Source organism: Ferrimonas lipolytica, from assembly GCF_012295575.1.
GTDB classification, from domain to species: domain Bacteria; phylum Pseudomonadota; class Gammaproteobacteria; order Enterobacterales; family Shewanellaceae; genus Ferrimonas; species Ferrimonas lipolytica.
This window is the reverse complement of the sequence record NZ_CP051180.1, coordinates 1,900,912-1,918,399: the sequence shown is the minus strand read 5'-3', so window position 1 is coordinate 1,918,399 and position 17,488 is coordinate 1,900,912. Positions and strand designations below refer to the sequence as shown.

At 48.2% G+C, this 17,488-nt stretch carries 14 protein-coding genes; 8 read left to right on the top strand and 6 right to left on the bottom strand.

Features of this window, described 5'->3' with window-relative positions; genetic code table 11:
- Nucleotides 1-16: 16 nt before the first annotated feature.
- The 3 genes from guaA to HER31_RS08855 all read left to right on the top strand — a co-directional run bounded on the left by guaA (nt 17) and on the right by HER31_RS08855 (nt 7,170).
- Complete coding sequence (gene guaA, locus HER31_RS08865; protein ID WP_168660240.1) at nt 17-1,591, top strand: glutamine-hydrolyzing GMP synthase; 1,575 nt, start codon at nt 17-19, stop codon at nt 1,589-1,591.
- Between the two features lie 791 nt (nt 1,592-2,382).
- Entirely contained in the window at nt 2,383-4,029 is a 1,647-nt protein-coding gene (locus HER31_RS08860; RefSeq protein WP_168660239.1) for an L-lactate permease, read from the top strand.
- Nucleotides 4,030-4,329: 300 nt separating this feature from the next.
- Entirely contained in the window at nt 4,330-7,170 is a 2,841-nt protein-coding gene (locus tag HER31_RS08855) for an FAD-binding and (Fe-S)-binding domain-containing protein (protein WP_168660238.1), read from the top strand.
- Nucleotides 7,171-7,253: 83 nt separating this feature from the next.
- On the opposite strand, the gene HER31_RS08850 is transcribed toward HER31_RS08855, so the two are convergent.
- From HER31_RS08850 to HER31_RS08835, 4 genes are all read right to left on the bottom strand, one after another.
- The gene (locus HER31_RS08850) at nt 7,254-7,844 is read right to left on the bottom strand and encodes a TMEM165/GDT1 family protein (RefSeq protein WP_168660237.1); all 591 of its coding nucleotides are present in this window, start codon (nt 7,842-7,844) and stop codon (nt 7,254-7,256) included.
- Between the two features lie 102 nt (nt 7,845-7,946).
- Nucleotides 7,947-8,363, bottom strand: a complete 417-nt coding sequence (locus tag HER31_RS08845; RefSeq protein WP_168660236.1) for a MarR family winged helix-turn-helix transcriptional regulator — start codon at nt 8,361-8,363, stop codon at nt 7,947-7,949.
- Nucleotides 8,364-8,383: 20 nt separating this feature from the next.
- The gene (locus HER31_RS08840) at nt 8,384-9,121 is read right to left on the bottom strand and encodes an urease accessory protein UreH domain-containing protein (RefSeq protein ID WP_168660235.1); all 738 of its coding nucleotides are present in this window, start codon (nt 9,119-9,121) and stop codon (nt 8,384-8,386) included.
- A gap of 159 nt (nt 9,122-9,280) precedes the next feature.
- On the bottom strand, nt 9,281-10,612 hold the full coding sequence (locus HER31_RS08835; RefSeq protein WP_168660234.1) for an FMN-binding protein: 1,332 nt from the start codon (nt 10,610-10,612) through the stop codon (nt 9,281-9,283).
- A 375-nt stretch (nt 10,613-10,987) separates the two neighbouring features.
- Between HER31_RS08835 and HER31_RS08830 the strand changes: the two genes are divergently transcribed.
- The 4 genes from HER31_RS08830 (at nt 10,988) to HER31_RS08815 (ending at nt 15,178) form a co-directional block, all read left to right on the top strand.
- On the top strand, nt 10,988-12,010 hold the full coding sequence (locus HER31_RS08830) for an FAD:protein FMN transferase (protein WP_168660233.1): 1,023 nt from the start codon (nt 10,988-10,990) through the stop codon (nt 12,008-12,010).
- Nucleotides 12,011-12,529: 519 nt separating this feature from the next.
- Nucleotides 12,530-14,317, top strand: coding sequence for a sensor histidine kinase (locus HER31_RS08825; RefSeq protein ID WP_168660232.1), 1,788 nt, complete (start codon nt 12,530-12,532; stop codon nt 14,315-14,317).
- On the top strand, nt 14,317-14,943 hold the full coding sequence (locus tag HER31_RS08820; protein ID WP_238786913.1) for a response regulator transcription factor: 627 nt from the start codon (nt 14,317-14,319) through the stop codon (nt 14,941-14,943). Before HER31_RS08825 ends, HER31_RS08820 begins: the two co-directional genes overlap by 1 nt.
- A complete protein-coding gene (locus HER31_RS08815; protein ID WP_168660231.1) occupies nt 14,927-15,178 on the top strand; it encodes a hypothetical protein in 252 nt (83 codons plus the stop codon). Before HER31_RS08820 ends, HER31_RS08815 begins: the two co-directional genes overlap by 17 nt.
- 223 nt (nt 15,179-15,401) lie before the next feature.
- Here HER31_RS08815 and HER31_RS08810 read toward each other — a convergent pair whose 3' ends face one another.
- A complete protein-coding gene (locus HER31_RS08810; RefSeq protein ID WP_168660230.1) occupies nt 15,402-16,334 on the bottom strand; it encodes an alpha/beta fold hydrolase in 933 nt (310 codons plus the stop codon).
- 185 nt (nt 16,335-16,519) lie between these two features.
- Complete coding sequence (locus HER31_RS08805; RefSeq protein WP_168660229.1) at nt 16,520-16,879, bottom strand: DUF2750 domain-containing protein; 360 nt, start codon at nt 16,877-16,879, stop codon at nt 16,520-16,522.
- 147 nt (nt 16,880-17,026) lie between these two features.
- Here HER31_RS08805 and HER31_RS08800 point away from each other — a divergent pair, with 147 nt between their 5' ends.
- Nucleotides 17,027-17,422 carry an MAPEG family protein gene (locus tag HER31_RS08800; protein WP_168660228.1) on the top strand — a complete coding sequence of 132 codons (396 nt, stop codon included), beginning with the start codon at nt 17,027-17,029 and terminating at the stop codon, nt 17,420-17,422.
- Nucleotides 17,423-17,488: the final 66 nt, after the last annotated feature.

Here is a 17,488-nt window from a genome sequence, read left to right as displayed (position 1 = left end):
AAGAGAAACAAAGCTCATGAGCAATATCCATGACCACCGTATCCTGATCCTAGATTTTGGTTCCCAGTACACTCAGTTAGTCGCTCGCCGTGTTCGCGAAATCGGCGTCTATTGCGAACTGTGGGGATGGGACGTATCTGAACAGCAGATCCGTGACTTTAACCCAACCGGCATCGTGCTTTCCGGTGGCCCAGAGTCGGTAACTGAAGCGAACTCGCCACGCGCTCCTGAATACGTATTTGATGCCGGTGTTCCAGTGTTGGGTGTCTGTTACGGCATGCAGACCATGGCCGAGCAGTTAGGCGGTAAGGTTTCTGGTTCTGATCATCGTGAATTTGGCTATGCCCAGGTTAAGGTGTTGGCAGCAACCAAGCTGTTTAAAAACATCGAAGATGCGGTAAGTGAAGACGGCAACGCATTGCTTGACGTGTGGATGAGCCACGGTGACAAGGTGACTGAGATCCCCGCGGGCTTTAGCAAAATAGCTGAGACCGAAACCTGCCCATACGCTGCCATGGCGGATGAGTCTCGTCACTTCTACGGCGTACAGTTCCACCCTGAAGTAACTCACTCTAAGCAAGGCAAACGCATGCTAGAGCACTTCGTATTGGATATCTGTGGCTGTGAAGCTAAATGGACCTCCAGTGCTATCATCGATGACGCTATTGTGCGTATCAAACAGAAAGTGGGTAGCGACAAGGTAATCCTTGGGCTATCCGGTGGTGTGGATTCTTCCGTTGTGGCAATGCTGCTGCATCGCGCCATTGGCTCGCAACTTACCTGTGTCTTTGTCGATAACGGCTTGCTGCGTTTAAACGAAGGCGATCAGGTGATGGAGATGTTTGGCGACCATTTTGGACTTAACATCGTTCGAGTTGATGCTGAGCAGCGTTTCTTGGATGCCCTGAAGGGCATCAATGATCCTGAACTAAAGCGCAAAGCGATTGGCCACACCTTTATCGAGTTGTTTGATGAGCAGGCTAGCCGCATTCAAGAAGTAAAATGGTTAGCACAGGGCACCATCTATCCTGATGTGATCGAGTCCGCTGGTGCGGCGACCGGTAAAGCGCATGTGATCAAGTCACACCACAACGTTGGTGGCCTGCCAGAAGATATGGAACTGGGCTTGGTTGAGCCACTAACCGAGTTGTTTAAAGATGAAGTACGCAAGATTGGCCTAGAGCTCGGTTTACCGTACAACATGCTGTACCGTCATCCATTCCCTGGGCCTGGTTTAGGCGTACGTGTTCTGGGTGAAGTGAAGAAAGAGTACTGCGACTTATTACGTCGTGCCGATGCGATCTTCATTGATGAACTGCATAAAGCTGATTTGTACAACAAGGTTTCTCAAGCGTTTACCGTGTTCCTGCCAGTAAAGTCCGTTGGCGTCATGGGTGATGGCCGTAAGTACGATTGGGTTGTTTCCCTTCGCGCGGTAGAAACCATCGACTTTATGACGGCGCACTGGGCCCACCTGCCGTATGATTTTTTAGGTAAGGTTTCCAATCGCATCATCAATGAAATCGAAGGGATATCGCGCGTGGTTTACGATATTTCCGGTAAGCCGCCGGCAACCATCGAGTGGGAATAAACTGGTCGAGTTAGCTCGCAGCTAACAACCCGTTTGACTTTCGAAAATCGGCCACAACAGTGTTGTGGCCGATTTTCGTTGTAGCATGCGGCAACGTAGCAATCACGATGGTCCAAACGAAACAGCAATCCCCTTGGACAATTTCGCGACTCAATTAGAAGCTCCTCAGCGCAAAAATGAAATTGCATATTCAATTACTTTTATAGCACGGTAATTTTAATCCATCAGCAGGTGTTACTTCCGTAATCCGTAGTAATCAATCCCATAAACCATGTAAACAAGTTGGTTTTGTTTTGTTATGAGAACGATGCCTTTTGCTCGGATTGACGTAAAAGCGAGCACCAATTTGGGTGGCAATAACGTGCAAATAGAGTGTGACCTACGAAACACTTAGGCAGTGAATGTCGAGTTAGGTTGAAAAGTTGGTCCACGATTTTCTGAAATTATTCGCATCAAGTCGCAAAAATGAGCAATAAAAACGGTAGCGAGTTAGTGATAATTTCATTGAAATGGTCAATGTTTGTACATCGTTGATGAGCTGACTGTTTTGTCATGAAAATAATCGCTGCTAATGGGGGTTGAGTTGGCTAATTGTTGAATGTTTTTGCAGCATGTTGGCATAAAGCAAGCCAAGAACATGAAAGTTATTAATGCGATCGTGTTGGTGATAACTGTCACAGTAACCCATCCTCAACAAACTAAAATGTGCGACATCGATCTACTTGTCTTCGATGAGGGCAAGTAGCTCGAAGCTGCTGACGCAAATTCGACATTTTTTTGAGGATCCAATTGTGACCTTTATTCAAACCATTGCTACATTAACGCCGATTATTTCGGTGCTAGTGTTCTTGGTACTGATGCGTATGCCTGCATCTCGTGCCATGCCAATCTCCGCTGTACTGACTGCACTGGCTGCAGTATTTGTATGGCAGATGGACACCACCATCCTTGCCGCCTCTGTGGTTGAAGGGATGTTGGCGGCCATTACTCCGCTGACCATTATTTTTGGTGCAATCTTCTTGTTGAAGACCCTAGCTGCTTCTGGCGCTATGGATACCATTCGCGCTGGTTTCACCAACATCTCTGCGGATGCCCGTGTTCAGGTAATCATTATCTGTTGGTTGTTCGGTTCCTTCATTGAAGGTTCAGCTGGTTTCGGTACCCCTGCCGCAATCGGTGCTCCGCTATTGGTATTGCTGGGTGTGCCACCACTGGCTGCTGCTGTAGTTGCTCTGATTGCTGATTCGACCTCGGTATCTTTCGGCGCAATTGGTCTACCAGTTCTGTTTGGTATGGATCAGGGTCTGACCTCATCCGCTGGCCACATGGCTGCAGAGCAGATCGCTGCAATGGGCGCTGGTGCAACCTTCGCTGATTACGCTCAGTTAATCGCAATGCACATGATTACCATCGATTTGATTACCGGTTCTCTGATCCCAGTAGCATTGGTTGCAGTTCTAACTGGTTTCTTCGGTCGCAACAAATCGTTCGCAGAAGGTTTGGCCATTTGGAAGTTTGCTTTGTTCGCTGGTCTAGCGTTCACCGTTCCTGCTTGGTTGATTAACTACTTCGCTGGTCCTGAGTTCCCATCTGTGATTGGTGCTCTGGTTGGTATGGCTGTAGTAATCCCTGCTGCCAAGAAAGGCTTCTTGCTGCCTGAGACCCCTTGGTTTGATTTCGAAGGCGTAGAAAAGAAAGAAGAAGCAGAGCAAAGCGAAGCGAAGTTCTCTCAGCTGGCTGCGTGGACTCCTTACTTGGTTATGGCTGCGTTGCTGGTACTGTCTCGTACCGTTGCGCCACTGAAGTCTTTCCTAGTTAGCTTCAACATGAGCTGGACTGGCCTGCTTGGAACCAACCTGAAAGCGGGTTTCGCAACTTTCTATGCTCCTGGTGCTTTCTTCGTTGCCGTATGTATCTTGGGTTTCTTCATCTTCAAGATGAAACCTGCTGCATTCAAAGGCGCATTCACTGATTCTTGTAAGTCTATGGTTCCAACCATCATCTCCTTGGGTGCTTCTGTACCGATGGTGAAGATCTTCCTGAACTCAGGTGAAAACGCATCTGGTTTGCTGTCTATGCCAAAAGCATTGGCTGAACTGTTGGCTTCGACCATGGGTTCAGTATGGGAATGGACCGCTCCAGTTGTTGGTATCTTCGGAGCCTTCCTATCCGGTTCTGCGACCTTCTCTAACATGATGTTCTCTGGCCTGCAGTTCTCTGTTGCTGACAACATCGGTGCAAACCATGCCTTGATTCTTGCACTGCAAGGTATCGGTGCTAACGCCGGTAACATGATGTGTGTAATGAACGTTGTTGCTGCGGCTACCGTTGTTGGCATGGCTGGCCGTGAGTCTGAGATTATTCGTAAGACTCTGCCTGTTGCTCTGGCTTACGCCATGGTTGCTGGCACCATCGCTTTCTTTTGGGGCGGTTACTAAAAACCCCACTTAAGTAAGCGCAGAAGTCAGGCGCATAGGTCTGACTTCTGTTTTCCTCTTTGCTCCAAGCAACGATGAATCGTGATGGGGTTCAAAGAGAATGAGATAAGCGTGATTAGCACTGAATTGCAGTTTCAAGAAAAAGTGATGTGGTTAGCGAAACACACAATCAACATTTTTTCATCGCAACATAGGCGCTAGTTCGCATTATTTATTTAAGGTTATTAATAACCTAGCTATGAACTGAATAATCGAGCCTATGGCTCGATTTGTCGTTTTAGACCTTAGGGAACAGATCACATGCTCACAAGTAACATAAGTGAACTAGCTCACAAAATGGGCGACATTCTTGCCCAGGACCGCGTTCATACCGACCATCTGCGCCGTGTGGCGTGGGGTACTGACGCATCTTTCTACCAGAAACGTCCACAGATTGTGGCTCACCCGAAAACTGAAGGTGAAGTATCTGCAGCAATGGCAGAGTGTTTCGCAACTAAAACCCCAGTGACCTTCCGTGCAGCTGGTACTGCACTGTGTGGTCAGGCTATCTCTGATTCTGTGCTTATGGTTGCTGGCGGCGACTGGAATGAGCTAGAAGTATTAGATGGCGGTGAGCGTGTTCGCGTTCAAACTGGTGTTATTGGCTCCAAAATCAACCAAGTGCTTAATCCACTGGGTTGGAAGTTCGGCCCAGATCCAGCAACTATTGCTTCAGCAATGGCTGGCGGTATTGTGGCCAACAACGCGTCTGGCATGAACTGTGGTACTCACTCCAACGCGTACCAAATGATCGAGTCTGCTCGCATCATTATGGCCGACGGCTTTGTATTAGACACGGCTTCCGAGCTGTCTAAAAATGAGTTCCGCACCAAGTACCCTGAGATCATTGCTGGCATCGAAGCGATCCGCGATGAGATCAACGCTAACGAAGAGATGGTTGCTCGCATCAAGCGTAAGTACTCCATTAAGAACGTGACCGGCTACGGTATGAACTCCTTCGTTGACCACAGCGACCCAATCGACATCATCTTGAAGTTGATGGTGGGTTCTGAAGGTACCTTAGGTTTCTTGTCAGAAATGACCATCAAGTCTGTGCCGAAGGCATCTCACTCTGCTTCAGCAATGGTTTACTTTGACTCGCTGCGTGGCGCGTGTGATGCAGTTGTAGAACTGCGTAACGATGCCTTCAAAGAGACAGGTGCGGCAGAGTTGCTGGATAACTTCGCTTTGAAAGCTGTGGCGGCGTCTAAGTACCAGACTCCTGAATTTTTGGCTGATGTCCACAAAGACGTAACTGCAGTATTGTTCGAAACCTTTGGCTCTAGCCAAGAGGAAGTCGACGCTAACATCGCCAAGATGTCTGCCATCATGGCGAAGCACGGCTTATACGTACCGGTTGAGTTCACCCAAGATGCGGCTGAAATCACCAATATGTGGGCTATCCGTAAGGCGGTATTCCCATTAGCTGGCTCTATGCGTCCTGCTGGTACTTCTTGTATTATTGAAGATATCGCGTTCCCAATCGATGTGTTAGCTGACGCCACCATCGATCTGCAGAACCTGTCTTTCGAACACGGTTACAACGATGCGGTTATCTACGGCCACGCGCTGGAAGGTAACTACCACGTGATCTTCGCCCAAGATTTCTCTACCCAAGCAGAAATTGAGCGTTTTGATGGCTTTATGGATGCGGTAGTTGAGCTGGTTGCAGGCAAGTACGACGGTTCTTTGAAGGCTGAGCACGGTACCGGTTTCGGTATGGCTGCCTTTGTAGAGCGCGAGTGGGGCACCGACATCTACAACATGATGAAGCGCGTTAAGACCGTTCTGGATCCAAGTACCATCCTGAACCCTGGCGTAATCATCAACAACGATCCTAAGTGTCACTCAAAAGGCTTTAAGCCGCTGCCAGAAGTTCACGAAATCGTGGACAAGTGCATCGAGTGTGGCTTCTGTGAGCAACACTGTGTATCTCACTCTCTGACTTTGTCTCCACGTCAACGTACCGCGGTATCTCGCGTAATGAAGACGCTGGAAACCAACGGTCAAGAACCTGAAGTACTGGCTGAACTTAAGAAGAACTTCCAATACTTCGCCATGGATACCTGTGCTGCTGACGGCCTGTGTAAAGTTGCCTGTCCAATGGGCATCGATACCGGTAAGTACATCAAGGCATTGCGTGCAGCAAGCGCAACCGAGATGGATAAGAAGATCTCTAACTTTACTGCTGACAAGTTTGACTCTTTGGAAGGCGTAGCTCGCTTTGCCCTTGGTGCAACCGACATCGCTCGTGTTGTTATCGGTGAGAAAGGCATGAGTGGCGTAACCAAGCTGCTGCGCAAGACTGGCGCCCCAATTCCACAGTGGACTGAAGGCATGCCTAAGCGCGGTAAAGCGTTACCAGAGATGAAGACCAGTGGTGATAGCAAAGCGGTTTACTTCCCTGCATGTTTGAACCGTATGCTGGGTACTGCTCCGTCTAACGACGATCAGCGCTCCATTCCAGAAACCATCAAGTCGTTGTTTGAAAAAGCCAACATCGAAATGGTTTCAGGCATCAAACCACAGGGCATGTGTTGTGGTCAGCCGTGGGAATCTTACGGTCACGACGAGCAAGCCGATCGTAAGTCTGACGAACTGTCTGCTTGGTTGTTGGAAGTATCCAACAACGGTGAATACCCAATTCTGGTTGAAACCACTGCCTGTCTTGAGCGTATGCAGCGTGCCTGTGACAAACGCTTGAAGATGATGGGACCAGAAGAGTTTGCTTTGGCCCACATGGTAGACAAGCTGGATATCACCAAGAAGGAAGAGAAGATCGCCATTCACCCAACCTGTACCTGTCGTAAGACCGGTATTGTTGGTGATTTGGTTGGGTTGGCAGAACTTTGTGCTACCGATGTGGTAGTGCCAGAGAAGGTGGGTTGTTGTGGTATGGCGGGTAACCGCGGTATGAACTTCCCAGAGCTGAACGCCCATGGCCTGCGTCACTTGAAAGAGGAAACCAAGGACAAAGGTTGCACCAGCGGTTACTCCGTTTCTGCAACCTGTGAGATCGGTCTAACCACTCACTCCGGCATCCCATACAAGAACATCCTGACCTTGCTGGATAACCAGTCCAAAGCGAAAGCGAACAGCTAAGCGATAGTGTTATGGATAACAAAAGGGCTCCTTCGGGAGCCCTTTTTGTATCTTCAATTTATGTCGCTGCTCGGCAGAAAATACTATGAGAGCAGTTGAAATATCAGCGTGGCAGCAAGCACCAGAAAAAATAGGCCACTAGCTCGATTTAGTCGTGCCGTATCGAGCTTCGCCAGCAAATGTTTACCGGCTAGCACGCCAAGTATGGTAGTAAAAGCCAGCGCCAGCGATGAACCGAGCCATACCGCAAAGGTTGGATGGGTGGTTGCCATAGCAGCCACAGACAATTGGGTTTTATCGCCTAATTCGGCAAGGAAGATCATCGAAAAGGTGGTTAAGATGATGCCGCGGCTTTTGTACCGGGTATCGACATCAACATCTTCATCCTCTTCGTGGCTGCCAAATAACGCTTGTAAGCCAAACAGAGCAAACAGTATCGCTGCGGCTGCGGTGATCCATTGGGTTGGGATCCAATCTGCTAACAATGCACCGAGGGAAACCGCTAACGCATTCAATAGCAAGAATGCGCTAATAGCCCCGATTAGTACTGGGCGAGAGCGGTGTTTAGCGGCTAAGGTCATACACACTAGTTGGCTTTTATCGCCGATTTCGGCTAACGCGATGACACCAAAAGTGACCATGGCAGAACTGGCAAAGGAAAATTCAGTAATCATTGGATTGTTGGATCTATATAGCTATTGTGCGGAAAAGAGTATTGCTGTTGCTTGACGCTCACCGTTGCAACAACGGTTAATCAAGCAACAGAGTAACGCGAGTTAGAATTCGCGATTCATTTTATTGAGGCAGTCGAGCAAGGCGTGTTGTTGTTCGTCCGTTAAGGCCGACATCAACTGCTGGGTTAAACCATGGTGCAGCTCGTCATGATCTTGATAGAGCGCCTCGCCACTGGCAGTAAGCTCCACTAAAATTGAACGTCGATCGGTTTGGTGCGGTCGACGCTCAACCAGGCCTGACTTAACCATTTTATCTATCTGTACTGTCATGGTTCCGGTGGTGATCGACATCTTCGTTGCCAGCTCTTTCATTCGCATCGCACCATGCGCACCAAGGAGCTCAACGGCATGCACGTGAGCGAGCGGGATTCCACTCTCTTTGACAACCGAGTGCTCCCAAGAGGAGAGTTTCTCGTAAAATTCGATGATGGCGTGATTCAGTTGGTTAACGTGGGGCATGGTTCTCTCAAAATGTGGCCTTATGCCAAATAACTGGCATAGAGAGTGTACACACCAAAGACGATTGTCAGAACCCCAACACTGCGCATAATAGCTGGTTCAACCCAAGATTTTTGCAGTTTTCTCATTGCAGTCGTGGCGCGGAAGATGGCGTAGATTACCGCAGCCATGCTGATTCCAGTACCGACAGCATAGATCGCGAAGACCGCGACCGAATTAGCTGCGTTAGCGGAGGTTAACGAATAGGAGTACATCATCGCTACGGTTGGACAAGGAACAATCATGTTTACGAAGCCGATGGACGCCAGTCCCCACAGTGTTGCTTGTTTCATTCCACCCTTGGATTGCTGCGGTTGGTGGCAATGATGGTGGTGATCATGTTGACAGCGGTGGCCGTCATGATGATGAGAATGGTCATGGTCATGGTCATGGTCATGAGAGTGCAGGAGGTGTGGTCGCCACAGTAATATGGCCCCTAACCCAATGATGATGATTGCGGTGACAACATCTGTGATGTGCAGTACTTGCTTTGGCAACCCAGCAGATAACAGCCCAAGCGCTAAACCAATGGCTAAGCAGCCTAGGGTAGTACCAGTAATGAAGGCAGCAGTAAGGTTAAACACACGCTTGCCATTTGAGTTACCAGCAACAAAAGGTGCCAAAACCAGCCAAGAGTGGCCACAGGGATTTATGCCGTGAACTAAACCAAGAATGAGACTGGATTGCAGTGCCACGTAGAAAAGGGTATCGAATTCCATAACTTCATAATATGTTTTGATTTTCAAATTACATTAAAGGTAAGTAATTTGATAGTCAAAGGATAATTGTACGTTAGCAGTGATGAAATAGCGGTGCGATAAAATAACCACCCCGTCACTGGAATCCAATGACGGGGGAGGTGAACTGCGAGGTTAGTATTAGCCTTTGCTGTGGGTTTCGATAACGCCGTCAGCTTGCATCTGTTGATAGAGGATATCGGCTTGCTTTAAGTAGTTAGCCCATGAAGATGAGAGCTTGGTAAAGCCCGTTGCAGCGTAACTGCCGCTGTCGCCAGTTGCTGGTAAATCATCGATATCAAACATGGAACCGCCACTAACGATGTGTTGCTCGAGTGCATCCATCATTACGTTAAAGCCGATACGTGCAGGCTCTTCGTACATGACCGACTGGTATTTAGATTGGCGATAAAAATTCTTTAACGACGCATCAGTAATCTGCTTCTTCTCATCAGCAAAGATCTCGTCGTAGTAGACATCGACAATCTTCTTGCTGTTGCTGTCTACCACGAAACGCAGCAGTGCGGTTTGACCAATCCATTTACCATTGCTGTCGACCAATTTTTCAGCATGCTGGTAGAATTTAAGCTGGCTGCCTTCAGTTTGGATCTGATGGTGGATCTTGGCACTCAACGGCACCAACGATTGTTGAATAGAGTTAGATGCGCCAGCAACGATATCCAGACCAGCGTATTTCAACCGATTTGGCTGCTTTAGCTTGTTGGCAAGCTTCGGATCCCAGTTAGGGTTCTCCTCAAAGATTAACTTGTCTTCGGCCATCATCAACTGCTCCATCGTGACCGCAGACTGTATCCACGCGGTTCCCTTTTTTTTGCCCATGGAGAAGTTATACTCAGACATGCGCTTAGGCACATCCTGATACAAACGGGTGTAGTAGTTCGGGCGGCCATCTTCGTTAAATTCCGCCAAGATGATGTCGTTTGGATTGTTGCTATCAAGTACCACCGTCATCGATCCCATGTGGCCTTGGCGGAAGCGCTCTTCCTGATAGTAGTAATCACCGGCCACCAGACCAAGTTGAGGTTGGACAGACCATTTCAGCTTGAATGCCTCTTGCGTGGTTTGGGTTGAGCCAACGCTTTGAAACTCAGGTTGGCTACCATCAGCACGAGGTAGGTCGTTAATGGCTTGGAGGATCCCGTTAGAGGAGTAGGTGGCACCGGAGACTGCATCAATCTCTTCATGACCATTGTTGGCTACGATCTTTGGCAGCAGCCGCTCAGCGTTAAGGTAGAGCGACTCGGTTTCATTGTGGGATTTGGTTGAAATCTCCTTAATGTTGCCGTTTTCAACGTCAACGGCTAGCACGATTTGGCTTTTCTTACCTTTAGCTGAGACTTCGTGGCTACCATCGACATACTTGCCTTTAGGCGCGGTACTGGCACAGCCGCTGATAGCCAAAGCGATAGCAGTGCAAATAAATGTTTGCTTGAGGCGATAAGTGTTTTCCAAGGTTCTATCCTTTGATGTCTAAATGAAGTTGAGCTGATAATAAGCACTATTGTTATTTGTTCAATAGCAAATATTATAATAACCGCCAACGCAGCGAATATTTTTCACTTTGAGTTATTTTTTGCGATCGTGATCACCTGTTAGCTATAGAAAAGAATCAATCAAGATGTGTTAAGATTATTTCCTACTATTTGTTTGGTATCGAAAATGAAAAGCAAGAACGCATGGCCAATAATTATCTTGTCGCTACTTTATTGTTTCGCTTCTAACGCGCATTCAACGCAAGATGCCGATGCTAATTTAGTGACTAGACAAAATCACAAATACCGATGTAATGACAATGCTCAAATTTATTCGAGTGGCGGTGTTATTACTATGACTACGTTAAAGTACTTCGGTACCTCTATTACCGTTGCTATCTATGATGCTGGCTCAGCGCAAGCAGAATCGGTACTTTGTGACAGTGTGAACACCATCGAGCGGCTCCATAAACTGGGCTCAGATTATGATACTTATGACAATATTGTTAACATAAAGGCGATAAATAATGCCCCAACCGAAGTGCATAAAATTGAGCCGGAGTTAGCGGAGATTATAGCCGCTGGGATTGAATGGCATCAGCTGTCGGATGGCTATTTTAACATTGCCATCGGTCCCGTTGTGCAGGTGTGGCGACGCTATCGCAACCAGTGTACTGCGCTAAAAATGGCCAATGACGACTGTTTGATTCCGACTGACAAGGAACTGATAGATGCAATTAAATACTCTGATATCAGCAATATAAAGCTAAATAAGACCGTTGGCACTGTCTCCATGGCTGAAGGGATGAGTCTGGACCTTGGTGGTATCGCTAAAGGCTGGATGGCGGAGCAGGTGTACCAACAGTTAGTCGATGCTGGAGTCGCTTCGTTTGTGATCAATGCCGGTGGCAATATTCGTCACTTTGGGCAACATCCAGAAAAGCGACTTTTTACCACTGCAATTGAAGATCCGATCTGCAAGAAGGCAAACTTCGAACCAGCCAAATGTAACCAGTTTGATAATCAATTTCATGAGATTGTCGCTGCGGAAGATATTGCTGTGGTGTCCAGTGGTAACTACCTAAAATACTTCACAGTAGATAACGTAGACTATCATCACATCATTAACCCGAAGACGCTATTTCCGAAAACCACCGGAATATCCACCACGGTTGTCCTTAATGATAACCATATCTATGCCGATGTATTATCGACAACACTGTTTTTGATGCCGCTAGATAAGGCGATAAAGATGGCAGAGGATTTACAGTATGTTGAAGCAGTATGGTATTTGGATAAGCATGGAAACAAAAAAACAACAGCAAAATTTGATAAATATCGATTAAATTACAATTCGACTGACTTCGTGTCCAAATAGTGTTTGAGTGAATGGCCCTTAACAGTAGGGCTATTTTGTGATGGTTAACTAATGTGCCTTAGCTATTAATTTTTCTTGGCGCACCATAAATTATTACCAGCCAAATAATATTTGTCGGAATAATAGCTTTAAACGTTAAATATTAATTGAAGTACTAGCTACTCTATTACAATACTTTGGCCATGATAGTGCAGCACACTACAGCGTCAGTGGTTGCAGCTGATGATCACGACCTTTACTCCCATCGTTGCCTGCCTATCGCTACGGTAGCTAAATTTGACCACGTGCGTTGGTATAAATTGATTTAACCAAAGCCGGTTCAGGTTCGATATAGTGGTTTTCCGCATAGCCAGCCCTAACGTGAGTGGCGTCACATTGTGGTAGGTGCAACCAGCGGAGGGTTAGTGTCGTTGTCGCCGGCTAGGGCTCAGCTCAGGGCTTGCTCTACATAAGCTAACGGTCAGTACCTTTTGAGTTAACTAAGATGCGCCGCAATAAAATGAGAAGAGCAACGTGACAATGACACTAATGTGGCACCACCGCCTAACATTACTCCACCTGTGTACAACGCTGCTGTTGGCCTTGCCATTGAGCGTCGATGCTAAGGAGTCGATCCATATCGGGGTGCTGGCGTTTAATGATCGGATAGAGGTACAACAGCGTTGGCAACCGACGCTGGATTATCTCAACCAAAAGCTACCGAGCTACCATTTTCAACTCGAGGCAGTACAACCCAAGCAGATGGATGCCTTGATGGAACAAGGTGCTATCGACTTTATGATCAATAACGCGGTGCGCACGGTGCAATACAAGGAGCGCTATGGCGTAAGTCAGTTGTTGACGGTGCGCCCGAATAGCGGCCGAACACCGGAGCGGGCGATTGGTTCGAGCTTGATAGTGAGCAGTGATTTGCAGCTTGGTTCAACGCAACAACTGGGCCAAATGCGGGTGGTATCGGCCAGTAAGAAGGGCTTTGGTGGCTACATGGCTTTTCAACGAGAAGTGGTAGATGGCGGCGATAGCCCAGAGCAACTGTTTGGGTCATTGCAGTTTGTCGGCTTCCCTCAAAATAGCTTGTTTGATCGGCTCCGCAGCGGTGAGGCCGATGTCGCCATATTGCCGTCTTGCCACCTTGAGTTATCGGTGGCCAACGGCGTTGTTAATCCAGGTGAGTTTAAAGTGGCCTTAGCGCAACCTTATGCGGACTTTCCGTGTGCGGTCAGTTCGCGTTTGTACCCCTATTTTATGTTGTCCAAGCTCAATCACGTCGATAGTGTTGTCGCTACGGCGGTAGCGAAACAGTTGTTGGAACTGACTCCCGAGAGTGTTGCAGCGAAAACTGGTCGCTACAATAGTTGGACCATGCCGGTTGATGATAGTGAAGTGTATGGCCTGCTTAAGTCGATTCAGCTGTGGCCATTTGCGCCTGATTGGCAGGTGCTTGCTAAGCGACTAGCACCCTATGGACTGTTGTTACTAGTGGTGTTGGTGCTCGGTTATTTGCATCACTACCGAGTTAAGCTTTTGGTGGCACGGCGGACCACCGAACTGAGAGATGAGGTGTTGCAGCACAATCAAACCCAAGCTCATTTAGTCGAGCAACAGAACGCCTTCTATAAAGCTCAACGGGTGCTACTTACCGGTGAGATGGCGTCGGGTTTGTCCCACGAGCTCAGTCAACCGCTGGCCAGTATTCGTTATCTCACCCAAGGGTGCCAATACCGGATGGCGTCAGCGCAGTTCGACAAGGAACAGCTTCAGCTTGGTTTACAGCGGATCAATGCCCAAACGGAAAAGGCTCAGGGAATAATTCAGCGTTTTCGAGGCTTTTGTGCTCGCCCTAGTACCGTTAATCATATCAATATGCGGCAACAGATTGAGGAAGCGCTGGTATTGATGGAGGCGGATGTTAAGCGTCATCAATGTCGCGTCCAATTCAACAATCAGTGCGCCGATGATGTGATGATTAAAGGCGATGCGGTGTTGTTGCAACAGGTATTAGTGAACCTGTTACGTAATGGTATCGATGCCATGGATGAGAACGCCGCTGCTGATAAAGTGGTCACCGTTACCTTAAGCTCACAAGCGTGTTGGTTGGTGGTGCAAGTTAGCGACCGTGGTTGCGGCTTGAGCGAAGCGGCACTGGAGCGATTATTTATGCCGTTTGAAACCAGCAAAGCGCAGGGTTTAGGCTTGGGCATGATGATCTGCAAACGTATTATTGAACAACACCAAGGGCAGATCAGTGCAGCAAACCTGTATCCGGGTTTGAAGATAGAGTTTCGCCTACCCAAAGAGGAGCAATAATGACCACTGTATATGTGGTAGACGATGAAGCCGATGTACGTGAGTCGTTGGCATGGATGCTCAGTGGCGTAGGCATTGAAGCATTGCTGTTTGAGTCTGCCGTGGCATTTCTTGAAGCGATCGATGCCGAAGCGACAGGGGTAGCGATATTGGATATCAACATGCCCAAGATGGATGGCATTGAGCTTCAAGCGCAACTGAATCAACGCGGTTGTTTGCTTTCTGTGATCTTTCTCACCGGCTATGCAACGGTGCCCAAAGCGGTGCAAGCACTACAGGCCGGGGCAATGGACTTTTTAGAGAAACCGGTAAATGGCGACCAGCTACTGGCGTTAATTCAACAAGGACTTGAGTTGTCCGGACGGCGGCAGCAAGAAACGTTAGAGGTGAATCAGTTAGCGGCAAAACTGACGTCGTTAACCGAGCGTGAACGCGAACTTATGATGCTGGTGATTAACGGCCATACCAACAAGGCGATTGCTGCGCAGCTGTTCATTGCTCAGCGTACGGTTGAGATCCACCGTAAAAGCTTATTCGACAAAATGGGGGTTAACAACGCCGCCGAGTTGGCGTTGTTATTAGGACGACACCAAGCAGTAGGAGCAAACCATGGCCAAACCAAATAAGAAAGGGCCAAGTAAGACGGTTGGGGTCTTCTGTGCCAAGTGTAAAACGCAGCTATACCATTATCGCAAAGGTGGCACTGGTGCCTTAGTGAAGTGCTTCAAGGAGCGCATAGCAAAAGACTTTACGATTGAAGCTGGTGTCTGCCCCGGCTGCGGCGGCCAATTTGCTCGCGATACTCTGGTGCGTGGTACGCCAGCGTTTAAAATGATTGGTGGTAAGGTAACCAGCAGGTGAAGGGGTTATGCAACCATGACGCAAACGACCTTTTGTTTGGCTGTGTCGTAGTTAGCTGTTGAAGTTTATCTTAAGCCTTCGGCTTCACCGATTTTGGTGCTTTTAGGGGACTATGTCGCGGTGGCGACGGCACAGTCTTGTATGCATTAGGGGGGAGCTTCGCCCCCTTTGTAACCCGACTCGCCAGTGCTTTAACTCTATTAGAAAGAACAACACTTAGTTGCTATACAGCCTTTTGTTTGTCTAGTCCGGTAGTGTAGTTGCAATCAGCTTGCTCGATGTAAGACTGCGCGTGCTGAAGAAATGGCAGTAGGTGGGTGAGTACCTGCTGCGGCGCTTCCAGTTGTGGGTAGTGGCCAACGCCTTGCAGTTCACAGACGGTTTTTTCTGGGATCAGCGTCTTGAAGCGATTCACCAGTGACTGACCTGATATTGGGTCATCAACACCATCAATCAGAACAAACGGAATGGTGGTTTCCGCAATCGCGAATAACCAGCGTTCGCGATGTTGCTTGCGCTCCTCCATATAGCGAATGATATAGGGCAGAGCGCGTTCACCATTGTTAAAGCGCAATAGCTGCCATATTCCAAGCAGCTCCAACGGCGTCGGTTGTTTGTCGCCCCAAATCCGGGTTAGATTTTTGGTTAGGGTTTGCTGGCGGAAAAAGCGGCCAAAGATCGGCCCTAATGAGCTACCTAACAGCTTCTGCACCAATAGCGGCCGATGAGATTCAGGAAACAAGCCGCCGTTTAATAGTGCGCAGGAAAGGCAACTGATAGTGTGCTGTTTATTTAACTGTCGGGCTAACAACTCTTGCGCGACCGTATCGCCATAATCATGAGCCAAAATGTGCATCTGTTCGACATTCAGATGCTGACATAAGGCTTCGATTACGTCGGCTTGATGTGCGATTAGGTAAGGTTGCAGTGGTTTGTCACTGAAGCCAAAGCCAAGCATATCCAGATAGATAACTCGATAGTGTTGGCTTAGCATCGGCAGTAGGTATTGCCAATCCCAACTGGCGGACGGGAAACCATGAATAAGAACCAGTGCTGGGCCTTGGCCTTGCTCACCAAAGAATATTTGATGGTTGCGCCAACTAAAATATTGCCCCTGTTGCTGCCAAGCCTGAAGCTCTGGGATCAAACCCGCCATGATGCCACCCTAAAAATTATAGACAATTGAGTCTGCTCACTTTTTTCGATGATAACAAGCGGTTTGTTTTGGTGCTGTAGATGTGTCAGGGAGGAAGACTGTTGGGTTCCATCTCGTTTTAGGAGGGCTAGATAACAAAAAACCGCGTCGAAACGCGGTTAATAGTAGCGACGCAGCTTTAGTTATTAAGCAAGGTCGTCTGCGAACTCTTCAGGGCTCAGCACAATGCCTTCACCTGCGAGGCTAGGCGCAATGGCTAGGTCAAAACCGTCGTTGGTCATGCCAGGTACCCACTTCTCTAGGAAGTCATTCATTTCGATCTTCAGCGCTTTGCAAGATGAGTACTCACCTGTTGCCCAGCTCTGAGCGAATTCCTCTTCGTGCCACATCAGTAAGCAACGCTCTTGATCAGACTCAAGCACGACACAACCTTCGTCATCAGCTAGTGTCCACAGTGCTTGGTTGGCTTTAGCACCGTCAACAGTAGCATCGAAACGTTGTTGGCTGTTTTGGCTGTAAAAGGTTTTTACGGTATCGGTGCTCATGGGCAACTCCTCAGGGTATTTGTCACCATTATATCAGTGAACGACGTTGTTGCGGCAATCAACAACTGTGACCGAGATCGCTCCAGTGGTTTTTAGTGTAATGGGCTTGTGTCATAGTAGGCGCAAGATAATTAAGGAAGGCTTTTCATGTCGTTACCAATTACTGCCATCACAGTATCCATTACCGCGCTAATTGCACTGAGTTTGGCGTTGCTCTCGGTCACCGCTCGTCGCAAATGTAAGGTAGCCATTGGCACCGGTCAGGATCAGGAGTTGCTTGCTCGCACTCGCAGTCACGCTAACTTGATTGAGTATGCGGTATTCATTTTGCCAATGCTGGCGGTGGCCGAACTTTATCAAGCGCCGCAGTGGTTGTTGTGCAGTGTCGCTATCGCCTGGGTTGTTGCTCGGGTCCTACATCCTTGGGGGTTAATCGCAACGGCTGGTGGCCTCCACTTTGGACGGATGGTTGGTACCTTGTTAACTTGGATTGTTACCATAGTGCTGGCAATCTTGAATATTGTACTGGTATTGCAAGCCTAGCCCTCAGCAGTGCAGATGTAGTGCAAGTAAGATCCTTGCAGTTTTATAGACAGTGAGCAGAGTAAA